The sequence below is a fragment of the Paenibacillus sp. 01T443 genome (assembly GCF_056398325.1).
On record NZ_JBFTPE010000005.1, the window covers coordinates 465454 to 487989 of the forward strand.

A 22536-nucleotide genomic window follows, 5' to 3' on the forward strand; every position below is an offset into this window, starting at 1 on the left:
AAGCCCCGCGAGCAACCTACAATGCAGAAAATACAATAGAATGAGCTCATTGAGGCAGGCCATAAGCGAGCTTAGGCTGCCCTATTGCAGAAACTGCAACGCTGGGTAGACGTTAAGTGGTATATCGATGGTTCTATTGTGTAAACTACAGCGTAAGGCGGTTATATCTTGAATGGGTTTTGTATGCTGCCTACTCACCCGCAGCCGGCTTAGAGCCGGCGTGTGCTGTTCACACACAATTGCGGAAGATGAACATGTGATGGTGCGAGGAGCAGCTTAGTCCTCCTCCGGTTCATCCTCACTGCGTTTTGCATTCTCTTCCCGCTGCTGCACTTGATCGAGCAGCTTCTCCAGGCGCCGCAGGTGGTAAGCATACTCGAATAATCCCGAGGCGACGAAGATGAGCCGCTTATGCTCATCCGGATCCTCCATGACATAGGCCGTGAGCTCTTTCACGAATCTGGCTTCACGTTCTTCCTCGGGCTCGATCAGCGCATTCGGCTTCATCTTATCCTCGGCCTTTAGCAGAATATGCTCGTGATACTTCGATAAATCCTCGATTTGCCGATCGAAACGAAGCGCCCATTCGCCTGCGCTCGGAGAAGCAAAATAATGCTCCTCTACCACATCGAGAAGATCTGCCCCTTTCTGCAGCGCCTTTATCATTTGCTTAGACACAAGAAGCTGCCGAGCATGGCTCGTCTTCGCCCTTGCAAGCACCTTGCGCTCCTCCTCGAAAACCGTATGGCGCTCCTCCAGCTTGCGCAGCGTTCCGTGAAGCTTGTCCTTCTCTTGCCGGAATACCTGCTCCTTCATTTCATTAGAGACCGCCGTGCGAAGCAGCAGGGAGAGCTGTGTGTAGGCTTGATGCACCTGCTCCGTAAATTGCCGCCTTGGACGTGGCGGAAAAACGAGCACGTTAACCAAAAATGACGAGCCAATGCCGGTCAAAACCATTAGAAATCTCACGATCGCCACATCCCAGCCTTGCCCATTTGCTTCCATGATCGCAACGACAGTAACCAGCGTTAGACTGATTGTGCTCTCCATTTTCAGACGGATGCTGATGAGAATAACAAGGATACAAACGAGTCCTGCCGCAATCGGCGTATGCCCGAATAATCGAACCGCGACAATTGCTATGACAGCGCCGAGCAAATTGGTTTGCACTTGGTCCGCTACGCGCTGCCATGACCGGTAAATGGATGGTTGTATTGTGAAAATCGCTGCTACCGCAGCAATCAACGGAGACGCGAAGCCAAACAAGCTGCTCAAATAAATCGCTAATGCGACGGCCATCCCCGTTTTCAATACCCTTGCCCCTATTGTCATAACGGTTCAGCCTCCGTTACCAACAGGTCCGAAGCGGCTACCTCTCTTCCGTTCACCCACAGTGTCACGCGATGATGACCGCTATAATGCTTACGCGTTGTTAAATCCGCGAATCGGTGAACGCGAATACTGGAAGCGGATGCTCCCCCGGCATATTCGCGATCCGAAAGCAGAAAACGCTTCAGCGACGTTTTGCCGCCGGACTTCACGAATGCAATGCCATATTCGATCCGAAGCTTGGCCGGTTCGCCCTCACGCAGCTGCACACGGTAATGCAAACTCACCTCGCCGCCAATCGCTACCGTACTCGGAGCTACCTCAAGCGCTGCAGCAGCTACGAGCGGACGCACAGCCTCCTCCGCAGGCTCATGCTTCGCATACCCGAACAAAGCCATGATCTGCGGAACGGATTGTTTAATCAACGTGCGGCAGCCGTGCCTCACGATCCAATCCGTTCGGGCATCCTCACCGATCCACGCCGTAGCAAGCGCAATGACTAGGTCTGGATGATCCTTCGCGATATCATTCAAATTGTTCGCAACGCTCTTGCGTACATAGAGAGATTCATCACACTTCAGCTTCTCCAAAATCGGCACGATCGGCGATGGATCCCGTTTGAACAGGGGCAGCGCCTGCGCCCAAGGGAGACGCGGCCTTATCCCTTCACTAGCAAGCCGCCTTACATGCTCGTTCGGATGGTCTGTCCATGCGAGCATTTGCCGAACCATTCGCTCCGGATCGTTCAAAATAAACGCCCTTATGGCAAACTCAGCGGTTGAGCGCTCGGTAAACCGTTCAAGCGCAGCCAATGAACGCTCCCAGTGCAGCGGCTTCATCCCGAATACTTCTACAAAGTCCGAAAAAAATATGTAGGGAAGCCCCGTGCATTTTTCATCTATATGATAGAGCACAGCAAGCGCATCGCCGTAATCCTGAGGTAAAGCAGCACCCAGCGCTTCCGTAATTTTGCGGGCTCGCGCCTTTAGTTCGAGCTGCTCCCAGCTCCCGTCCCTTACCTGCATAACGAATCGATCTTCGTCAAACGGTCTCCACGCCGTCTTCACCAAAGCAGCAAATTGTTCTAGAAATAAGCCGTCATACATGGCTTTTAGCGGTTCTGCCAACGTAAATCCCCTCCTACAGCTATTATACCGAAAAACCCAAGCCGTTTACTCTTTCTCTACCTTTAACCGCAAACATAACGGCTGACACCGTCCTTGACGGCTTACGCTCGTTTCGAAGTGAAGTATAGGCATCGTATAAGATTAAATTTTATACTTTCTTTTATTAAAAAAAAAGCTCGGGAACACTCCCGCAGGCGTGCTTCCGAGCTTTTTCTATTTATTCAGCCGATTAAGCATAACGCGCGATGATGTCGGAAAGCTGATGAGCGATTGCATTCGGTCCTGCTGCCAGCTGCTCGTTCGTAAAGCGGGTGCGGACAAATGACTCATCCATATCCATTGCCTCTGCAAAAAAGCTCGACAACCCGCGTGCGCGCCGGTCAATCTGAAGCACCAGCTCCAGCTCGCGGTCAGATGGGTAAAACATCACTTCCAGCTCGTCAAGCTGCCCGCGGAACTGCGTTGTTGGCACAAACTCCAGTTCCTGGATAAAAGGCATTCTGCCGCCCAGGCGCGAAGAGTATTCGCACTCAGCCTTGCGTAAGCGGAAGCCCAGCAAATTGAGAGCCTCAAGCACCACATTCATTGGAGCCGTCGGAATGACATCAATGCGATCATTATCACCAGGATCCACGCCGCCGCGAACGTCCAGCTCCGTTTTCACCCATACAGGCGCGCGTCCGATAGTGAGCGGAGTCTGATGAGGCAGCTGGAACGAGAACGGTACCTCGCGTTTTTCGTTTGGCTGCAGCGTGAACGGAGCACTTACATGAAAACGGCCAACCTCGCCATGCTGCGTTATTTTGCTGTCATTGCTCTCGCGAATATATTCTGTCATAACCGATAGCTGGATGGCTTCAATCTTCTGCTCTACATTGCCGCCCTGAATTTTCACGATTCCCCGAACCTCTTCACCCGGTGAATAACGAGGCTTCTCCAGCAGCGTATCAATCTTTGCGGAACCAATACCGATACTTGCCAAAAAACGATTGAACATCAAAACGCCTCCACTCAAATAATGATGTTTCCAAACTCTAAAGCATATTACGATGCCTTCAAAAATAGGTTTCACTTCTCATTTGATGTTTTATCCAATGACGCATCGGCTTGTTCCTTGTACGGCAATTGGATGATAAAGGTCGTTCCGATTCCCGTTTTGCTTTCGGCCGTGATTTTCCCATGATGATTGTCGATAATCTTGTAGGTGACCATTAAACCGAGGCCCGTTCCTTTATCCTTTGTCGTATAGAAAGGCTGACCAATTTTTGAAAGCTGCTCCTCGGGTATGCCTGAGCCTTGATCCTTAATCCGTATCAGTACGCCCAGTTCTTCATCGAGAGACATATTAATGGTGACAACACCGCCGTTTTGCATCGCTTCAATGGCATTTTTGAGTACATTTATAAACACTTGCTTTAATTGATTCTCGACGCCCACCACCCATAACGGGCGGTAATCCGAATGAAACTCGATAATGACGCCATGCAGTATGGCCTGCGTTTCCAGCAGATTCACTGTATCCGCCATAATCTGACGCGAGTCCTTATGGACAAATTCATAAATTTGCGGCTTAGAGAGCATCAGCAGTTCACTGACGATGGATTCGATGCGCACGAGCTCGGATTTCATAATTTCGTAAAAGTTATTGATGTTTCCTCGCCCCGAAGTAATGAGCTGCAAGAAGCCTTTCAACGAAGTAAGCGGGTTTCGAATTTCATGCGCGATGCCCGCAGCTAATTGGCCTGCTACATATAATTTCTCTGAATTGATAAGCAGCTCCTCATTCTTCTTTCGCTCGGAGATATCCCGAATAATGACTTGCTCGATCTGTTTTCCCGAGAAGGTCGAGCTTGCCCTTACCATTTCCGTGTGCACCAGCGTACCCTGCATGGACAACCATTGCAGTTCAATCGGCTTCGTGGGCGCATCCCCACCATCTTTCCCCGCTGCAAGCCAAGCGGCCATCTCGCTGTGGTACCTCTCATCGAGCAAGTTGTAGACGCTATTGCCAATGATTTCGTTCTCGGACTTCACCTCGAACATGCAGAGGCCAGCACGGTTCATAAATTCCCAGTTCCCATCGCTGATTAAGGCGATCGTATCCATGGAGTTCTCAACAAGAAGCTTATACCGCTCGTCGATTTGACTGTATTTATTGGCTCCCAGCCAGGTTGTAAGACTGAAGCTAAGAATAATCAAAGTAGACAGTCCAAGCAAAAAAGCAAGAAGCAGCAAATACTCGTTTAATAGATCGGTCGATAAGATATCCTTATATTCAATTTTCAATGCGTGCATGCCAATCTGATGGATCGCCATGTTAGACAAGCCCAGTGACAGGCAGCTTTTAAATTTATACCTAGGCGACTTGGAGTCCAGCCAGTAAAAGGCCAGATAAGCGCCCGCAAAGCCGACTCCAAAGGATAACCAATAGAGCAGCCAATTCATTTTTAATATGATCACAGATTCGGATAGCATCGATATGTATTGAAGCATCGTAGCCCCAAGCGCCATTAACAGGGAACTGAATAGGTACCGCCCACGCGAGAGTTCCTGGTTTTTTAATACAACCAAGGAAGAATAGACGATAACCGCGCATACGACCAAAACAAGCAGCATAGTCCAGTCCATGACCATTCGATAATCGGAGGCCAGCAAGGATACGACATGCATTGTCCATAGGCCGAGACCGAATACCGAGGCTCCGCCAATGATCCAATTGAACCCGTATGAACGTTCTTTTGGCTGCAACTGCTCAATCATATTCAGCATCGTATAGGAGGCAAAGCACATAATGATGATCGATAAAATGATATAATAGGGGTTGCCAGTTATGATCGGATCAGCCATAGGACTCCTCGAATACTGATGAATTTAATTCCAACTATTAAAATTCGACAATTATCCTAAAAATCCTCTGTTTTCTTCGTGAAATTATGCAGTTTTTTGTCAGAAAACCAGAGATAGTTTCTCTTCTCCCCATCTTCGGCTATTATGATAGGATGGCTGTCTTAGAAACGGGCAATACTAGAGACATAGCCGTATGCTAGCTTACTAGTTTTGCTTATACTATTCTTAGCTAGGAATGCCTTATTTACACTTGTAGGAGGAAACGCAATGAAGATCGTCAAGGAATTTAAAGAGTTTGCAATGAAAGGCAATGTCATCGACCTAGCGGTCGGGGTTATCATCGGGGGCGCGTTCGGCAAAATCGTCACTTCGCTCGTCAACGATATAATTATGCCGCCGATTGGACGAATTTTGGGTGAAGTGGATTTTAAGGATTTAAAGGTCACTCTCGTGGACACAAGCAATATGACTCCCGTAGACGCAGCCGCGGCACCCGCCATTGCATACGGCCAATTTATTAATGTCATGCTGGACTTTTTAATTGTAGCTTTTTGTATTTTTCTACTTGTCAAAGTGATCAATGTTCTTCGCCGCAATGAGAAGAAAGAAGCGCCGCCGGTCGAAGTAACCGAAAAGGATTGTCCATACTGCTTGTCCAAGATTCCCCTAAAAGCTACCCGCTGCAAACACTGCACATCCCAGCTTGAGGCAGCTGCCCATGGCTGAGGAGCTGTTCGACATTTATGACGAGCAGCTTCGGCCTCTGGGTACCGCAACACGCGCGGAGACGCATTCTCGCGGCTATTGGCACCGCACCTTCCATTGCTGGCTCACACGGCGCGAGGGAAACCGCAGGTTCGTGCGGTTTCAGCTTCGCCAAGCCAGCAAGGATACGAATCCCGGCTGCTATGATATAACGGCTGCCGGCCATTTGTCCGCAGGAGAAACCATCCGCGAAGCTATACGCGAGCTGGAAGAAGAGCTTGGCGTAGCCGCCTCGTTCGAGCAGCTCATTCCGCTGGGGCAAATTCGCGAGGATGCGAGCGGCGAGGTAAACGGAATGCCGTTTATCGACCGGGAGGTCAGCGACGTTTTTGGCCTCGTGTGCGATGTGCCTTTGTCAGAATTGAAGCTGCAGCCTGAAGAAGTGGCCGGCGTTTACGAGGCAGATCTGGATGAGCTGATTGCCTTGTTTGAAGGCTCTTTATCCAAGGTGGCTGCCATTGGCGTTGAGCTTGGCGATGCGGACGAGCCGCTGACGGCTGTGCAGCGCTCCGTTCAGGCGAAACAATTCGTCCCACGTGAATTTTCTTATTATGCGAGCGTGCTTCGGGCGTTGCGCGGTTGTACCTAACCCGTGCTTCGTCTTCGGCGGCTTGCCCGCGCATTCCCCATGTTCGCTCCCAATTGGTGTACCACTGGTCAATTAGTCCATGGATATTATAAAACTCCGTATGCCGCGGCGCGAGATCAAAGTCATTCAGCTCCGGCTGATTGTAAAGGCGTGCCCCCATCTCATGAAAGCAGCCATGCAAATTGGTCTCGATAAAACTTCCCAGCTGGTCTGCCGATGTAAACGACTGCGGATTGAACTGCACCCTTTGTTCAGCCCCGAAATCGTAGCAAGCGGAACGACGAATGCCTTCAGGCACCTGGGTCCATCCTGCAATCCATCTTCGGTCATACCCCATTGAATCATACCAGCGGTACACCCGGTTGATATAATCGCGGTGAAATCGCAAGAAACGTTCTCCGTAGCCAGGCGGCGGCACTGTCCCGGGTACGAGATGATAGGTATGATGCCAATCACGATGTTCATTTAATAAAGCCTGCGGAAAATTAGGTATTTGCGGCAATTCGTTTCCCTCCTTGCTTGTTCGTTCCTCTCGGTTCTCCCTTCATTATCGTATGCGTCCATCGCTACCCCTGTGATTTCCCATCCTTTCAGAGCGGCAAAAAGGACTGCCCTGTAGCTCAGGCAGCCCTCTTCAGAAAAAAATTAGAAAAAGAAATTGCGGCGGCATTCATCTTGTGCACGTTTGACACAAATATCGAACGTAACCGTTACATCATGATTTCTGCCAAATGCGCAGCAAATTCTTACACAATCTTTGTCACGCGAACAGAAGAAGCAAACAACACGACATTTGCAGTCAAGCAAGCTTTGAACGGCTCTTGCATCACGACAACGAATCGCTCTTACAAGCTTCTCTGCTTTATGCTCATCTTTCAACTGCTTGAAAAAATCGCTTAGCTCTTTTCCTGCATCCTGCATGGCTTCGACTGCCGGATCATTCCTACGGCCGCAGCTGCAGCTTTTGTGATCCTTTTTACATTTACAATCAGATGATATGCGAGCGCGACTAGTTGTTCTTCCAGTAGATTTAACATTGCTAGCTTTCAATTTTAATTTTGCGGACATTTATATTCTCCCTCCCTTTCGAACATACTCTATTCTATGCAAGATTAAGTGAGAGGTATGGACGAGTGGCACCCGCCAAACGTTGAAATTCGACATATCAATTGTTGTATGACCCGCTTCCCTCCTGCATACCTATATGACATACCATTCGAATGGAGGTCTTTGGTTTGGCTGAAAATATGATGAACATGGGCAATATCGGCAATATGGGCAATGTGCCAAACGTTGGCGGCATGGGCAGCATGCCGAATATGGGCAATGTGCCAAACGTTGGCGGCATGGGCAGTATGCCGAATATGGGCAATGCGCCAAACGTGGGCGGCATGGGCAGCATGCCGAATATGGGGCATATGCAGAACGTTGGCGGCATGGGCAGCATGCCGAATATGGGGCATATGCAAAACGTGGGCGGCATGGGCAGCATGCCGAATATGGAGCATATGCAAAACGTGGGCGGCATGGGCAGTATGCCGAATATGGGACATATGGGCGGTATGCCAAGTAAGGTGGCAGGGATGGAGAAAACTAATCCCGTCGTTTATCAAGCAGAGCCGCAGCATACGGAGATGGTAAGGGAAGTGCGGGACCGCGTCATGGGCATGTGCGGCGGCCACATGCATAAGCATGTTTGCGTCCAAACGGTTGATGGCCATATCTACGAGGGAACGATCGTGCATATCGATCATTGTATCTTGTATTTGCAATGTACGATGCGTGACCCGCGCGCCTTTATGAATCCCTATGCTGCTGTTCTTCCGCTCGTCCTTTATGAGCTGCTCGTCATCACCCTGCTCAATACCTAAGCCAAGCAGCAGGTAGGTTTATTCGACAATAGGTTGTCCCTTTTGACATTGACGGTCTATGACTGCGAAAGCTGTCATAGATATGCATAAAATGAATCGTCAATGAAATGAGGTGAGCAAGCTTATGATTGAACGAATAAACAGGCTTCAGGTAGAGCTCCCGCCATCCCCTTATGCGGATGCGAATGCCGCGGCAGCGGTGCAGGAGCTGCTCGGAGGTAAGTTTGGCGAGATGTCTACATTAAACAACTATATGTACCAATCCTTTAATTTTCGGGAGAAAAAGAAGCTCAAGCCTTTTTATGACTTGGTATCAAGCATAACTGCTGAGGAGTTTGGCCATGTCGAGCTCGTTTCCACTGCGATAAACATGGTGCTGACTGGCACCACCAGTCCCGGTGATCCCAATTCGGCACCGCTGAAGGAGGGTGTAAATAAGCGCAATAGCTACTTTTTTATCCAAACCGCTCAAACCTCGCTTCCTGGCGATTCCATGGGCCGTGCATGGACGGGGGATAATGTATTCAGCAGCGGCAATCTGGTGCTCGACCTTCTGCATAATTTTTTCTTGGAATGCGGCGCGAGAACACATAAGATGCGTGTTTACGAGATGACTGATCATCCCACTGCCCGTGCCATGATTGGTTATTTGCTTGTCCGGGGCGGGGTCCATGTGCTTGCTTATGCCAAAGCGCTGGAAATCGCGACTGGCGTTGACGTAAAGAAGCTTATCCCCATACCCGATCTCAGTAACAATAGCTTTGAGACAGCACGCAAATATGAAGCGATGGGGCTCGGCAACAAGCTTTATACGTTCAGCGAGAATGATTATAAGGATATCGTGCTCATTTGGAATGGCCAAAATCCGCTCACAGGAGCTCCGCTCGAGGTTATTCAGGGTGCGCCGCAGGGTGCGCCGATGCCTGATTTGAGCGAGCTGCCAGAGGAATTTGCGCCGGGCATCTCGCAGGAGGATTTCATGCAAATTGCGCGTCGGCTGCAGAAAAATGCCGGCCTCTAGATCAAATCGAACAACGAAGGCCTCCTAACTCGCGTAAAGCGGCTTGGAGGTCTTCCTGCTCCTACCCTCTCGTATTCCTATGCTATACTGGATGAAAAACGAGAGAATGAAGGTGACCAAGCTGCAATTTCTGGCTATGCTAACGATGCTTATTGATCATATCGGTCTCATATGGTTTCCTGAAAACCCTGCATGGAGGGTCATTGGACGGCTCGCACTGCCGTTTTACGCTTTCACAATGGTGCTCGGCTATTTCCGTACGAGTGATATTCATCGTTATTTGAAGAGGACCGCCGGGATCGCCATTCTGTCCCAGCTCCCCTACCAATTTGCTTTTCAACGACTGGAAGTCAATACGGTAGGCTCATTATTCGTCTGCTTGCTGCTTCTGCATCTGCTCGATAAATGGAACGGCAAGCCTATCCTTCAAGTGCTATTAGCTTCCGGCTTTGCCGGGGCGCTCGAGGTTCTCCCTTTCAGCTACGGCGCGTATGTCGTAGTGCTCGTTCTCATTTATCGCTACGCTCAAACACAGTGGTTTACCTTGTTTCACTTTTCGTTGAACGTGGTAAGCTTTTTTATAAAGGGCTGGTTCATTCAAGTCTTTAGCTTGTTCGCTACCCTATTACTCGTATATTGGCCTGATTTTATGCGCGGTGCCGACAAAATTAAGGTTCCTCGCCTCGTATGGCGCAGCTTTTACCCGCTTCATCTTGCCATTATCGCTATCGTCTATTATGTCACGAGCAATCAGAGCTTTAAAGAAATCATTCGCGCTTTATAAGGGACCAGAGGTTTCCTCTAGTGAAACCAAAAGCTGCTGCAGCTCCTGCGAGCAGCTCTTCGCGGATGCCCAGCCCGGTTCGCTGCGCTGAAGCAGCCTGCTCACGAATTGCTTCACGGCATGCGGAAGCTCCAACTCCTCTTGCCAGCTGCGTTCCGCCTGTCCTTCATCATATTCAAAGCCTGCATACATCATGAATAGAAAAAGATGCCCCAGGCCATATAAGTCGCTGGCCGGATCAGGCCTGCGCATACGCTGCTTGGCGCCTGCCCAGCTCATGTCTGACGCATAGTCCTTTGAATCATGGAATGACTCAGGTTCTTTTAACCCCATGCGCAGCGCTTCTGGAAGCTGCTCGCCAATACGGCAGGAAAGCCCAAAATCAATCAGATACAAGCGTTGTCCATCGTCTACCACGTTAGGGATACGAACGTCCCGATGTACGTACCCAGCTTGATGGAGATGCTCCAGAGGCTGCAATAGCTCCATTAGGATGCTTAACGACTCATGTACAGAGTAAAGGCGGCCTTGCTCTATTTTCTGCTCCAAATTTCCACCTGCAACGAGCTCCATGAGAAGCACTTCGTCTTTGCCTTGCTTTTCATACCGGATCCACCTCGGAATCTGCGGATGGTTTAGCTCCTTCAGAATAATGCTTTCCCGCTCCAGCAGCTGTCTCCCGATATCTTTTTTACTTGGCAGATTGCGTTTGAGCAGCACCATGTTACCCATTAAAACATCCGTGCATGCATAGGTTTGACCATAGCTGCCCATCCCGATAAAGCGTTCAATACGGTACCGTTTCATCCATATCACGCCGACACGAAGCGGAAAGTCCTGCCAATGCTTAATAGTTTCCTTATATTTCGAAGAAATGAAAGACCACATGATGCTTCTCCTCCAGCTCCCGCGTGCCCTCCATTGGCGGATATATCCTGTGGAAGGTTCAGCGAATTAGAAACTTTAACGACAAAAATTCGTACAATTACTTATATGAAAGCGTACGCTCTCGCAGCCCGTTTGTTCCATAAAAGCGTACATGCGCATTTTAGCCAAATTTCGACAAAACTATTAAAGGGGGCATCATTATGATAAGACATTTGCTCAAGCGTTTATTATATTCACTTATGGGACGCAAGCATCAAAGCCGTCGTCATTATAGCAGCAGTGACTATAACAACGGGCATTATCGCCCGCATAACCGTCCGCACCGCGGACATGGCTACTACAAGAAAAAGTACAGCAGCTACTCCAGCTAACGAGTGCAGTAAATGTCGAATATGTTAGAAATGTGTAAGTAAAATAAACAAAATCCTGACGGCAGATTCATAAGAGGCTAAAAGGTTTACGTTAGAATAGGGGTAATCGATCGGAGGTGTTATAGGAAATGATGAAAATCGTTACCTTCAAAAGTCGTTCCGTCCCTGTGTACTATCCTAACGAACAATCCGCATCCATAGAACTGCTTAATCATAAATTGTACGAATTGGAATTGGACTTTGATTTCCGCAAAAAATGGAGAAGAATCAAATCCGTTGAAATGGTGCGCGATGTGGCTATTTTCCAATATAACGACGGCACAAAGCTTTATCTTGAAGTATGTTAGAACCTGTTAGAGAAAAGACCTGAAGGCACATCACCCGTGCCCTGTCAGGTCTTTTATATTTTACGCTCCCGTTATCCAATAAAGAAATACCCTGTCAGCTCACATACTGCCAGGGCATCTTATCCGTTCACTGCTTCCTATACTTTAAATTTACTAGAACGCAGAGTATTCCGCGTGGCGAAACATCGACAAATCAAGCACATCCGGCTCCTTCGGCTTACCGAGCAGAAAGCCCTGTACATAGTTGCAGCCCCACTCTTGTAAGAGCTCATACTGCTCCTTGTATTCAACACCTTCGGCAATAATCTCCAGCCCCAGCTTATGCGCAAGATTAATTATGCCTTCCACGATAATTCGCTCCGCGCTTTGAACGTCAATCTTCTTGATGAACGATTTATCGATTTTCAAGCATTGAATCGGTAACTGCTTTAAATTCATAAGAGATGAGAACCCTGTGCCAAAATCGTCCAGAACTATTCGGACACCTGCCCCTCGCAGCCAGCTAAGCGTAGACAATGCCACTGTCGAATCGTAGATGGCATAGCTTTCCGTAATCTCCAGCTCAAATGAAGAGGTCTCCAGCTCATAATCCTTAAGCGCATTCAGTACCATCTGAGAAAAGGCCGCATCCTGCAATTGCAGCGATGAAACATTAATCGACATAATTAAGCTGTTTAGTCCGTATTTGTTCATATTCGTAAGCATCTTGCATGCTTCACGAAGTACCCATTCCCCAATCGGAACGATTAGGCCGTTATGCTCGGCAATGGGTATAAATTCCGCTGGCGAGATTTCACCAAGCTGAGGATGCTCCCATCGAATCAGCGCTTCGAATCCTCTTAGCTTGCCGTCTGCCACAAAGTAGACAGGTTGATAGCTAAGTCGGAATTGACGCAAATATAAAGCAGGTCTAAGCCCTGCCTCGATATCGATTCGCCTATTCAATTGAACGGTATCCTCCGTATTGTAGAACCGCGCGCGATTGCCGCCTAGCTCCTTGGATTGATAAAGAGCCGATTCCGCTCGGTATATTAGCTGTTCACTTGTCCGTCCATCCTGCGGAAACAACGTTGCCCCGATGCTTGAGGTTAAATACAGCTCCGTTCCATCGACATCAATTGGCCGTTCGACTGCGTTTTTGATTGCCTCCACAGCCTGAGTACTTTGGTTATCATCATGATCAAGAGGAATAGCCACCAAGAAGCGATTTCCTCCAACCCGGCTTACGCTCATAGCAACCATTCTAGCTTCTGCCAGTCGCTTCCCGATCATATAGAGCAATTGATTGCCGAACTCCGTACCCTTTGTTTCGTTGACGCGATAAAACCGATCCAAATCTACCAACGCTACGACCATCCGTTTACCTGCCGCACGTACTGCGTTTACCGCCACTTCAAGCTGTGCAAAAGCTTCCTTACGGCAAGGCAAACCGGTTAACGCATCCATTTCGTCCGACCACCGTCCCAATCCATAATTTAACTTTATTGTGTCATACGTTTATTAGATAAATTAGAGAGATATATTTAGGTAAATGTTAGATATTTTAATAACCTTTATCATAAACCTTACATTCAATCCTGCTTACCCCCGATAATCATAAAAAAAGAACCACTCCGCGGCAGCAGAGTGGTTCTCAGCAATATTTAGCATGTGCAATTAAGTTTGGCTCCTGCTCGTGTGCTGAGCCGTATACTTGTAGCCAAATCCCCAAACCGTTCGAATGAGCCTAGGCTCCTTCGGATTCTGTTCAATCTTCTTCCGAAGATTAACAATATGTACATCGATGGCACGGTCTGTCACGAAGGAATCAAAGCCGCGAATCGTATTTATAAGTTCTTCCCTGCTGAACACTTTCCCCGGATAAGCAAGAAACAGCTTCATTAGCTCATACTCCGAGAAGGTGGTTTCGACCAACTGGCCGCGAACAAGCAATAGGCGTCTCTCAAAATCAAGTTGGATCGGATCGCCGTCTTCGACCGCTGCAGCAACCTGCTGCATCGTCTCTGTCTGCATCGAGTTCGAACGGCGGATCAACGCTTCTACCCGAGCTGTCATCTCATGCATACTAAACGGCTTACACATGTAATCATCAGCCCCAGCTTTCAATGCCTGAACCCGTTCCGATACTTCACTCTTCATCGACAAAATCATAATCGGTACGTTAGAGCGTTTTCGAATGAGTGCGCAAACTTCCATGCCGTCTAAGTCGGGTAAAATCAAATCGAGCAGCACCAAATCAGGATTAAAATCTGTCGTAAGCCTCAATCCTTCATCTGCTCTGTAGGCCTGCATGACGGAATAGCCTTCTTCTGATAAATACATAGACAGCATATCACTCATCATGACGTCATCTTCAATAACTAGAACTTTATACATTGTCGTCACCCTTTTTGAGGATAGAAGATTTCTGTCGAATATTTATTGTATCTCTACTATACAATACCGACATTAAAGGGACAACAATTTGTTAGAGAATTGTTAGGAGTTATTGTCGAATACTTCCTTAGCTTGTCGAAGTCCATCGACCAGCTGCTTTAACAAGGCTTCCAACTGAAGAATAGCGGCTTGCAGGCTCTCCGTTTCGAGCTCCGGCAGCTTCACGATACGCTCTACCTCGCAAGCAGCCTCTAACAATTCATGAGCCGACAAGTACCCGGCAGCTCCCTTCAGCGTATGAGCCATTCTTTTGACCACGGTTAGCTCCGATTGTTTGACCATCATTCGAAGCTGATCTGCAAAAGTATCATAATCGAGCACAAACTGCTCCATCATATGAAGCAGGATTGGCAGCTTCCCATTCACCCTTGCAAGTGCGCACTCTATATCCATGCCCGGAATGTTCGGAAGCGAGCTTTCGTTAACTGCTTCCGGTGTCCGAGTACGTTTAGTTTCTACTTGAAGCTCTTGTCCAGCGGCAGGCTTAGAGATAAGCTTGCAGCCCTCCTTGAGCCAATACGAAATGACCGTGTGCAAGCGTTCAGAGGAGATCGGCTTCGTTACCACATCATTCATACCCAGCTTTAAGTAGCGCTCGTGATCATTGCGAAGCACATTTGCGGTAACGGCAATGATCGGAATATCATCATATTTGGCATGGCTTCGGATAAGTCGAACCGCTTCAGAGCCGTCCATTACAGGCATATGAATATCCATTAGAATAAGATCCCAGTGCTCTGCAACGAGCTTTTGCAGCACCTCTTCGCCGTTCTCCGCAAGACCCACCTCGTAGCCCTGCTCCTTCAAGATCTCAATGGCGACAAGCTGGTTGATTTTATTGTCTTCCGCTAGCAATATCCTTGTTTTGACTGCGTTTTTCTTCACCGGCAGAAGCGGAGCCGTTCGCTCTTGCTCATCCGCGTCTGCCCCTTTATGCTCCAGCACGCCTTCTATCGCGCGCAGCATAGCCGTTCTCATGATTGGCTTAATCAACAGTGTTACCGGTCTTTGTTCGGCAGACAGCTGCATCATCTCATCGCGCCCATAAGAGGTTGTCATCGCAATGGTTTTCACGCCGGCCGACTCCGCGTTGCGATGGAACTCGAGCCAGGTTTCCGCGCCGTACATATCCGGCATTTCCATGTCTAAAACAATCAGCTTCGGCAATGCCCCTGCCCCAATGCGGCGAAGTCGGTCTCTTGCTATTTTCCAAGAATGAAAGGGAATGGGAGTCAGGCCGTAGGATTCAATAATATCGCTCCAATGCCCGCGCATTTCGTCATCATCTTCGACAATCCACACAGGCTGCTCCTGGAATTCCTGTCTAACCTGCCAGCGCGTCTCCTCGTACTTATGAGTAACGGTGAACGGCAGCGTAAAGTGAAATTGGCTTCCCACATACGCTTCGCTCGCTACCTCAAGCTGGCCGCCCATCAGCTCCACCAGCGATTGGGAGATCACTAGACCAAGCCCCGTACCGCCGAACTTTCTCGTAGTTGACCCATCCGCTTGTGTGAAGGGCTTAAATAACTTATCTACCTGCTCCGGCTTCATGCCGATGCCCGTATCCGAGACTATGAAACGAAGGCTAATTCCGTTATCTGATTCCTCCGCCACCTCAAGCTGCAGCCTTACTCTTCCGCGGTTCGTAAATTTGATCGCATTCATGCAGATATTCAAGAGCACCTGCTCCAGACGCATCGCATCGCCAATAATGGTCTGCGGCAAAGTCTCCGGCGTATCAACAATGAATTCGAATTGCTCCTTGCCGCCCATAAATACACTTAATTGATCAGTTATACGATGAAGCAGCTCCTCCGGCTGAAATGGCAGCCGTTCGATATCAACCTTACCCGCCTCGATTTTGGAAAAATCCAATATATCATTAATTAGCCGCAGCAGCGTCTCCGAAGACGTGTGCATCTTGTCCATGTAATCCTTCTGCGATGCGGAAAGACCGGTTTTGCGCATCAATTGCGTTAAGCCGATTATGCCATTGAGCGGGGTACGAATCTCATGGCTCATCAGCGCCAGGAATCGGCTCTTCGCTTGATTCGCCTCCTCCGCTTCCAGCGTGGCGCGGACGAGCTCCTCTTGCACCATTTTTTGCTCAGATATATCACGGGCAATGCAGGAGAAAAACAACTCGCCCGTATCTTCATCATTATGCGCAACGACAACCATAGACACATGCAACGGCTCGCCGTTTGTCTTCAGCAGCTGGGCCCCGCTTTCCCAATAGCCAAACTCTCTTGCCAGAGCCGCACCCTTCACGAGCTCTGCGTACATTTCCGGCTCGGAATGCTGCTCCACTGAATGCTCTCCACCTGAAGTGTTAAGCAGGCCCAGCATCTCTCTTCCAGCGCGGTTCATATAAACAAGCTTGCCGGCCGAGCTCACCGAAGCGATTAAATCCTTGGCTGATTCCACAATGTCGAGCAAGCGATTGCGTGCCTTCTCCACATGCTTGCGGTCCGAAATATCCAGCACCATGCCGACGACGCCCGAGAAGCGGCCGTTGCGGTCACGCAAGCCGTTTGAGCTGTGCAGCGTCGGAATGCGCGTACCGTCTTTATGGATAAAGGTGCATTCCCGCTCATACGAGAAGCTCTCGCTGCGAAGCTCCTTGAATACCTCAAGGCCAGGCTGAACCTCCCTTCCCAGCTTGAGCGACAGCTTCTCAGCTTCCAACCGGATCTCATCCAAATCCATGAACAAGAGCGGAGTAGCGACTCCCACCAGTTCCTCGGTCTTATAGCCCAGCATCTCTTCTGCTGTTTTATTGAGATAAGACACTTTGTACTGGTCGTCCAACACGATAAAAGCATATTGATTTTGATTAATTATCGCCTCAAGCCGGTCGAACATCTCCTGCAAATGCTCCATCATGCCGTTTACGGAATGGCCGAGCTGCCCTATCTCATCATGCGGTTCAACCTCGAGATGCTCCGCCTCGAAGCGCCCTGCCGCCGCCTGCTCCGTAACCAACAGAATGCGCTCAAGACGTTTAACGATACGCTCGAAATAGAGAAAGAAAAAGATAACGATAATCGCCTCGGAAACAGCAATTGTACTAAATATGCGCCAAAAGATCGGCCTTATCTTTTCTTGAAACTTTGACGCCGGCTCCTGCAGCGCAAAGCGCCAAGGCGTATCGCTAACCTTCGTATAGAAAATAGAGAAAGGCTTATTCTCTATGGTGATGTTGGATACTCCCTGATAGACATTCAGCATATCTTTCGCGATAGGCTGCATGGGAGACCGCTTGTCGAATAAGCTCACAACTTTCATATCTTCACATGCAGAGCAATAAATGATCCCGCCCTCATCATTAAACAAGCGGATAATCGAATTCTCCCCCTCAAACTCTATAAACGGCCGCAGCGTTGAAAATACGATAGAGGCATAAACGATCCCTTTGAGCTCATTCGTTGCGCCGTACACAGGCACTAAAATAAGAGATTGCCTCGTAGTAGAGAATGAAGGCATGAAGGGATCCGTAATAACAACCTTTCCCGAGGCTGCCTCATTGAAAAAAGATTCCCCGCTCATGTCTCTTTGCGGGCCGTCCGTTCGCAAGCCAAGGCCCGTCTCGCTATCAATATAGCCAATGGCATGGTAAGTGAAGCCTCCCCGCACGAGCTCCCGTCCAAAATAATGAAGACGCTCCTCATCCGTTCCGAACCGGACAACTTCCGTACGACTCATGACCACAACCTCCGCCTTGCGGATCGCCATCCACGAGGCCAGATTATTGGCACGGTTGTCTTGTTTGCTGCTTGTCTTCTCGATCTCCGACTGCAGCATGGCTTTCTTGACTACGGAATAGTTTCCTACACCGGCAAGTAGCAGCGGGATCAAAGAAATGAGCACAATTAGAACTAAGCCTTTTGTCCGCAACGACATTTTTTTCAAGCTGCTTACCCCTTCCGCTGTGCGTTTCCGCAGCTGTCGAACTTTGACACTATTATACCTCGTTTTTCTATTATTTGGAGCAAAAAAAACGCTAGAGCCTGCCTTCCGCATAACTGCGTAAAGCTGCTCTAGCGTTTCATTATTTGGGGTTTCGAATGGGCTTGCTTCTATTCTGCCGAAAGGATCGATTCGATGCGGCTAAGCTCTTCACCGCTGAAATCAAGACGGCTCAAAGCAGCTACATTGTCATCAATTTGCTCCACGCGGCTTGCGCCGATCAGCGCCGATGTTACGCGTCCGCCCCGCAGTACCCATGCAAGAGACATTTGAGCAAGCGATTGCCCGCGTTCCTCGGCAAGGTTATTCAGCTGTTTGATTTTTTCCAGCTTGCTATCCGTAATTTGATCCGCCTTCAGAAATACGCTTGGCCCTCCCGCGCGAGAATCAGCAGGGACGCCGTTCAAATATCGGTTAGTAAGAAGACCTCCGGCAAGCGGAGAAAATACGATTGAGCCGATACCCTCTTTATCAAGCACATCCTGTAGGCCATTCTCGATCCATCGGTTAAACATGGAGTAGGATGGCTGGTGAATGAGGAACGGCGTGCCAAGCTTCTTCAAGATGGCTGCCGCTTGGGCTGTCTGCTCTGCGCTGTAATTCGAAACGCCGACATACAGCGCCTTCCCGCTCCTTACGATATGGTCGAGTGCGCCCATGGTTTCTTCAAGCGGCGTTTCTGCATCCGGACGGTGGTGATAAAAAATATCGACGTAGTCCAGGTTCATCCGCTTCAGGCTCTGATCAAGGCTGGAGATCAGGTATTTACGCGAGCCATAGTCTCCATATGGACCTTCCCACATGTGGTAGCCTGCTTTTGTTGAAATAATAAGTTCATCGCGGTGTGCCGCAAAATCCTGTTTTAAAATCTGGCCGAAGGTTTCCTCCGCCGAGCCTGGAGGCGGTCCGTAGTTATTGGCCAAATCGAAATGGGTAATACCTAAGTCAAAGGCACGGCGCACCATGTCCCGTCCATTCTCAAGGCGGTCAACGCCGCCGAAATTATGCCACAGCCCTAGGGAAATAGCTGGCAGCTTCAAGCCGCTTCGTCCGACGCGATTATACTTCATGCTCTCATACCGATTATTAGCCGCTAAATAAGTCATGATCGAGTTCCCCCAAGCCTTTATTAGAAACGCTTATTCCATGCTTGCAATAAAATGAGCGTATTCCCTGTCTATTGTACTGCTGCAGCTCATAAAATGGAAATCCTGTTACCTTCCGAGCTTCCTATCCAGCTTCAAATGCGGACTGTTTCTGATCGTTTCCTCAAAGAACACGGGCTGCTCCCGGACAAGCCGCTCCCACGCGCTCACGCAATAAGGGTCAAAATGCCGTCCGCTTTCCTTGACGATAATTTCCATTGCCGCTTCATGCGTCATGGCCTTGCGGTAAGAACGCGATGAGGTCAGCGCATCATAGACATCCGCTACAGCCGTCACCCTAGCGAGCAACGGGATCTGCTCCCCTGCCAACTGATCGGGATAGCCGCTACCGTCCCATTTCTCGTGATGGGAACGGATAACAGAAAGCTCCTCCGGCATAAAACCCAGCCTTTTGCACAGATCGTATCCTGATACGGGATGAACCTCAATAATCTTTCGTTCCTCCGGCGTCAGCTTGCCCGGCTTGTTCAGAATCGTATCCGGTATTCGCAGCTTGCCGACATCATGGACAAGCCCGCCCTGCGCAATGGCCCTGAGGTCCGCGGAGGTCAAGCAAAGCTCCTCTCCGAGCTTGAGTGCGTATAGGGCAACCCGGTAATTATGACCTGCCGTATACGAATCACGCGCTTCCGTTGTCATGACCAATTCGCGTACGCTGGTGGACATATACGTATTAATCCAGTCGCGCGGATTGGCGCGAAACATAAGCTTAACGGACGAGGTGATGGATTTGGAGCTGACATATTGATATACGATTCCGGCAACCATAACAATGACGGATGCGAGCAGCAGGAAATGATACAGCCACCAGCTTACATTCCAAGTCTCGCCGCTGACAACAATGATCTGAGCGACAATCATCCAGCCCGCGCTATAAACGATTGCCAGCTGTAAAGGAAAACGTGAAGATAAATAAGTCATTAAATAACGGTATATTGTCCACCCATTCAGGCTCATGATGAATAATGAAGCCGTCCACTTCATCGGTAATTCCTTTAGTTGAAAATAAAGAATCACATCCGGATTGAACCATAGAAAGGCGCAAAACCCAAACAGTAAAAGCGTCCATATCGGAAGGAGCAGCCTCTGCCACTCAGAAAACCATTTAATCAATGGCAGGTCTACAGAAAGGGAAGACAGCCACAGCCATATGACAGCAAGCAAAATGCTAAGCTGTGCCGCGCTGCCGGCAATATTGGGATGATGCATCAAAAAACCAGGAGTCGATAAGCCGTGAAAAACAAACATGGCCGTGAGCGATACATAAGATAACGATAGAAAACTAATCTTAATATTACGAAGTTGTATCGCAACAAAACCGACTGCTATGGCAAGAGCAAGCGAGAGCAATGAAACGAGACTGACGATGTAAAAATGCTCATGCGGCGCATTAATGCTTTTATCGAACTCTGTGCCCCGCACTAGAAGATAACCAGCGAGCGGAATAAGCATCGATACCGCAAAACGTGTGAATACCCCCGTATTTTTACGCAAAATGCTTCCTCCTACATCTTAGTTAAGAATAGTAAATATACCGCCAATGGGGGTGTAAAAGGATTTGAGTCATCTAAAAGCAATCTCGAATTATGTAGGATAATGTTGGATTATTTTATACCCCTATCATATCATCCCTCCCGCTTCGTATAAATAGTGAGTTTATAAGGGAATGAATAATTATGCGTTCGACAAATTATATTTTTATTTTAGATTAAGGTTTTTTCATGTTAGTTTTGTTATAGTAATTGAAGATAGGCAAAACGAAGGGAGTTTATGGAATGAATAACAAGGAATCGCAGCCAAACAAAGACGCAGATAACGAATTGACTGCGAAAGAAGAGCGTTACACGTTCGATGAAAGCAAAGAGCAGGACAAGCTTTCAGAGCAAGATGCGGCCATCGAAGAGGAGCTTCAAAAAGAGTCGAACGATGAGCAGCCAGAAGCAGCAAACGATGAAATACGCGCAGCGGCTTTAAGCGCGGAAAGCGTTAACCAATCACCAAAAGGCGGAAGCGGCAAAGTATGGGCGATCGTATCGGCTGTATTAGCTATTTTGCTAATTATCGTATTGATTAAGCCACCGTTCGGGGGCGCCGGCAACGAAACGGTTGCAACCGTAAATGGTGTCAACATAACGCAAGACAGACTTTATGATGAGCTCGTAACTGCCGGCGGACCGGCTACGCTTGAGAACATCATCACGCAAGAGCTTATTGCACAGGAAGCAAAAGCAGCGAGCATTGAAGTTACCGATGCAGACATCGATTCCGAAATCGCTCTGATCAAGAAGAGCTTCGGTACGGAAGAGGAGTTCACTGCAACGCTTGCTCAATACAATATGACGCTTGAAAGCTTGAAAAAGGATACAAAGACCAATCTGACGATTCGCAAAATTTTGGAGCCAAAAACGGACGTAACGGACGAAGAGGTTCAACAATACTATGATGCAAACAAAGATACGCTCGGAACGCCTGAGCAAATTCAAGCATCGCATATTTTGGTAGCTACCAAAGAAGAAGCGGACGCTATTCTTGCTGAGCTGAAGCAAGGCGGCGATTTCGCAGCGATCGCGAAAGAGAAATCCACTGATACCGGTTCAAAAGAACAAGGCGGCGATCTTGGCTTCTTCGGCAAAGGCGCTATGGTTGCTGAGTTCGAAACGGCTGCATTCGCGCTGAAAGTGAATGAAATCAGCGGCGTTGTGCAATCCGAGCACGGCTTCCACATTATTAAGAAAACAGCGGAGAAAGCTGCTGTCGTTCCAACCTTCGAAGAAAAGAAAGAAGAAATTAAAAAGCAGCTTATTGCTACGGAAGCTAATGAGCTGTCCGAAGCTTGGATGACTGAAATTCGCGCTAAAGCGAAAATCACGAATTCATTGACTCCGGAGGCATCTGCTGACCCAACGGCAACAGAAGCGCCAGCAGCAGAATAACTATTATAAGTTCTGCTATTTGAAAAAGGACAGCGCGACGCAGGCGATTCATTGCCCGCGGGACGCTGTCCCTTTCTTTTACCGAGGCAG

At 48.7% G+C, this 22536-nt stretch carries 20 protein-coding genes; 8 read left to right on the forward strand and 12 right to left on the reverse strand.

All coding sequences use genetic code 11. From position 1 onward, the window contains the following. Positions 1 to 276: 276 nt before the first annotated feature. The 4 genes from AC1DLI_RS09715 to AC1DLI_RS09730 all read right to left on the reverse strand — a co-directional run bounded on the left by AC1DLI_RS09715 (position 277) and on the right by AC1DLI_RS09730 (position 5303). Entirely contained in the window at positions 277 to 1332 is a 1056-nt protein-coding gene (locus AC1DLI_RS09715) for an FUSC family protein (RefSeq protein ID WP_477601900.1), read from the reverse strand. Then, positions 1329 to 2456 (reverse strand): DNA alkylation repair protein, encoded by a 1128-nt coding sequence (locus tag AC1DLI_RS09720; protein ID WP_477601902.1) that lies wholly within the window; start codon positions 2454 to 2456, stop codon positions 1329 to 1331. Before AC1DLI_RS09720 ends, AC1DLI_RS09715 begins: the two co-directional genes overlap by 4 nt. Before the next feature lie 229 nt (positions 2457 to 2685). Next, positions 2686 to 3453, reverse strand: coding sequence for a sporulation protein (locus AC1DLI_RS09725; RefSeq protein WP_477601904.1), 768 nt, complete (start codon positions 3451 to 3453; stop codon positions 2686 to 2688). Between the two features lie 71 nt (positions 3454 to 3524). Further along, positions 3525 to 5303, reverse strand: coding sequence for an ATP-binding protein (locus tag AC1DLI_RS09730; RefSeq protein WP_477601906.1), 1779 nt, complete (start codon positions 5301 to 5303; stop codon positions 3525 to 3527). A gap of 267 nt (positions 5304 to 5570) precedes the next feature. Between AC1DLI_RS09730 and mscL the strand changes: the two genes are divergently transcribed. Further along, positions 5571 to 6029, forward strand: a complete 459-nt coding sequence (gene mscL / locus AC1DLI_RS09735) for a large-conductance mechanosensitive channel protein MscL (protein WP_477601908.1) — start codon at positions 5571 to 5573, stop codon at positions 6027 to 6029. After that, positions 6022 to 6657 carry an NUDIX hydrolase gene (locus tag AC1DLI_RS09740; protein ID WP_477601910.1) on the forward strand — a complete coding sequence of 212 codons (636 nt, stop codon included), beginning with the start codon at positions 6022 to 6024 and terminating at the stop codon, positions 6655 to 6657. The genes mscL and AC1DLI_RS09740 overlap by 8 nt, the downstream gene beginning before the upstream one ends. 126 nt (positions 6658 to 6783) lie before the next feature. On the opposite strand, the gene AC1DLI_RS09745 is transcribed toward AC1DLI_RS09740, so the two are convergent. Together AC1DLI_RS09745 and AC1DLI_RS09750 are read right to left on the reverse strand one after the other, a co-directional pair. Continuing rightward, positions 6784 to 7122, reverse strand: a complete 339-nt coding sequence (locus AC1DLI_RS09745) for a hypothetical protein (protein WP_477601912.1) — start codon at positions 7120 to 7122, stop codon at positions 6784 to 6786. Positions 7123 to 7302: 180 nt separating this feature from the next. Next, positions 7303 to 7725, reverse strand: coding sequence for a hypothetical protein (locus AC1DLI_RS09750; RefSeq protein ID WP_477601914.1), 423 nt, complete (start codon positions 7723 to 7725; stop codon positions 7303 to 7305). A gap of 167 nt (positions 7726 to 7892) precedes the next feature. Between AC1DLI_RS09750 and AC1DLI_RS09755 the strand changes: the two genes are divergently transcribed. From AC1DLI_RS09755 to AC1DLI_RS09765, 3 genes are all read left to right on the forward strand, one after another. Then, entirely contained in the window at positions 7893 to 8528 is a 636-nt protein-coding gene (locus tag AC1DLI_RS09755; protein ID WP_477601916.1) for a hypothetical protein, read from the forward strand. Between the two features lie 124 nt (positions 8529 to 8652). After that, complete coding sequence (locus AC1DLI_RS09760) at positions 8653 to 9549, forward strand: manganese catalase family protein (protein ID WP_477601918.1); 897 nt, start codon at positions 8653 to 8655, stop codon at positions 9547 to 9549. 106 nt (positions 9550 to 9655) lie between these two features. Next, entirely contained in the window at positions 9656 to 10333 is a 678-nt protein-coding gene (locus AC1DLI_RS09765; protein WP_477601920.1) for a TraX family protein, read from the forward strand. Here the strand turns inward: AC1DLI_RS09765 and AC1DLI_RS09770 are convergent. After that, the gene (locus AC1DLI_RS09770; protein WP_477601922.1) at positions 10328 to 11221 is read right to left on the reverse strand and encodes a serine/threonine protein kinase; all 894 of its coding nucleotides are present in this window, start codon (positions 11219 to 11221) and stop codon (positions 10328 to 10330) included. The two genes, AC1DLI_RS09765 and AC1DLI_RS09770, sit on opposite strands and share 6 nt — an antisense overlap. 200 nt (positions 11222 to 11421) lie before the next feature. Between AC1DLI_RS09770 and AC1DLI_RS09775 the strand changes: the two genes are divergently transcribed. Then, the gene (locus AC1DLI_RS09775) at positions 11422 to 11592 is read left to right on the forward strand and encodes a hypothetical protein (RefSeq protein ID WP_477601924.1); all 171 of its coding nucleotides are present in this window, start codon (positions 11422 to 11424) and stop codon (positions 11590 to 11592) included. Positions 11593 to 11720: 128 nt separating this feature from the next. Next, positions 11721 to 11939, forward strand: a complete 219-nt coding sequence (locus tag AC1DLI_RS09780; RefSeq protein ID WP_308997289.1) for a hypothetical protein — start codon at positions 11721 to 11723, stop codon at positions 11937 to 11939. Between the two features lie 153 nt (positions 11940 to 12092). Here AC1DLI_RS09780 and AC1DLI_RS09785 read toward each other — a convergent pair whose 3' ends face one another. From AC1DLI_RS09785 to AC1DLI_RS09805, 5 genes are all read right to left on the reverse strand, one after another. Beyond that, positions 12093 to 13385, reverse strand: a complete 1293-nt coding sequence (locus tag AC1DLI_RS09785) for a putative bifunctional diguanylate cyclase/phosphodiesterase (protein ID WP_477601927.1) — start codon at positions 13383 to 13385, stop codon at positions 12093 to 12095. Between the two features lie 210 nt (positions 13386 to 13595). Further along, a complete protein-coding gene (locus AC1DLI_RS09790; protein ID WP_477601929.1) occupies positions 13596 to 14315 on the reverse strand; it encodes a response regulator transcription factor in 720 nt (239 codons plus the stop codon). Between the two features lie 102 nt (positions 14316 to 14417). Then, positions 14418 to 18281: a response regulator gene (locus AC1DLI_RS09795; protein WP_477602365.1), complete on the reverse strand. Its 3864-nt coding sequence runs from the start codon at positions 18279 to 18281 to the stop codon at positions 14418 to 14420. Between the two features lie 176 nt (positions 18282 to 18457). After that, on the reverse strand, positions 18458 to 19453 hold the full coding sequence (gene mgrA, locus AC1DLI_RS09800; protein WP_477601931.1) for an L-glyceraldehyde 3-phosphate reductase: 996 nt from the start codon (positions 19451 to 19453) through the stop codon (positions 18458 to 18460). Between the two features lie 108 nt (positions 19454 to 19561). Beyond that, entirely contained in the window at positions 19562 to 21007 is a 1446-nt protein-coding gene (locus AC1DLI_RS09805) for an HD-GYP domain-containing protein (RefSeq protein WP_477601933.1), read from the reverse strand. A gap of 281 nt (positions 21008 to 21288) precedes the next feature. Between AC1DLI_RS09805 and AC1DLI_RS09810 the strand changes: the two genes are divergently transcribed. Beyond that, complete coding sequence (locus AC1DLI_RS09810; protein WP_477601935.1) at positions 21289 to 22446, forward strand: peptidylprolyl isomerase; 1158 nt, start codon at positions 21289 to 21291, stop codon at positions 22444 to 22446. Positions 22447 to 22536 lie beyond the last annotated feature (90 nt).